General features: G+C 53.5%; 1 protein-coding gene. It reads right to left on the bottom strand.

Features of this window, described 5'->3' with window-relative positions; all coding sequences use genetic code 11:
- Window positions 1-330: 330 nt before the first annotated feature.
- Window positions 331-667: hypothetical protein (locus IV91_RS16425; RefSeq protein WP_035418949.1), on the bottom strand; the 337-nt coding region annotated here is incomplete at its 5' end.

Raw genomic sequence — 667 nt, 5'->3', positions numbered from 1 at the left:
CTCCGATCTGTATCGTTTCACCCAGCACAGCCATTCGTAACCCCCTCCCGATCATCTATCCTTGATGATCGGAGTATGCCGGGGTCAATCCTCCCTGAATACAACGCCGCTCAGTTACCGCGTACGCATGGCGCTACAGCCGTTGAGTGCCAGTCGCTGACGTTCGAGGTGTAAAATATCCTGTAGGAAAGCGGGCGCTCGTGATCAGCAAAAACGCGCCGCAAGCAGCACGTCGATTGAAGCAGTGCTTGACGAAGAAATGGTGCAGGTGCCCCAGCATGACGGTGGACTGGCGGTCGGGCTATAAAACTCCGGGCGCGTGGGCTACTTCTAGTGTCTTGCCGTCTTGTCGCTGTATTTAGTTCCACCGGCATGTTTCCCCCTATTGAACCAAGCAAATGTCAGTAACGCTGCCGGGATGGCAAGCGCGGCTCCGAAAACCATTGCGTCGTAGGAGTTCTCGATCAAGCCAGAGAGGATAAAGCCCAGAAGTGCCGCCCAGACACCCCAAACCGCAACACAAGCGATGAACATCACCATGAGTGTCACCAGCAGTCTGAATTTCCCATAAAACAGCAGGATGAAATTCCCGAGGGTAAGTTTGGGGTTTTGGATCATTTTTTGATCAGGACGGTGGATTATCGGGAAAGAGTTCGAGTTGGTCTGG

Source organism: Ferrovum myxofaciens (assembly GCF_000735045.1).
GTDB lineage: Bacteria > Pseudomonadota > Gammaproteobacteria > Burkholderiales > Ferrovaceae > Ferrovum > Ferrovum myxofaciens.
Note: the sequence above shows the minus strand (reverse complement) of the source record. Positions and strands in the feature narration are given on the sequence as shown.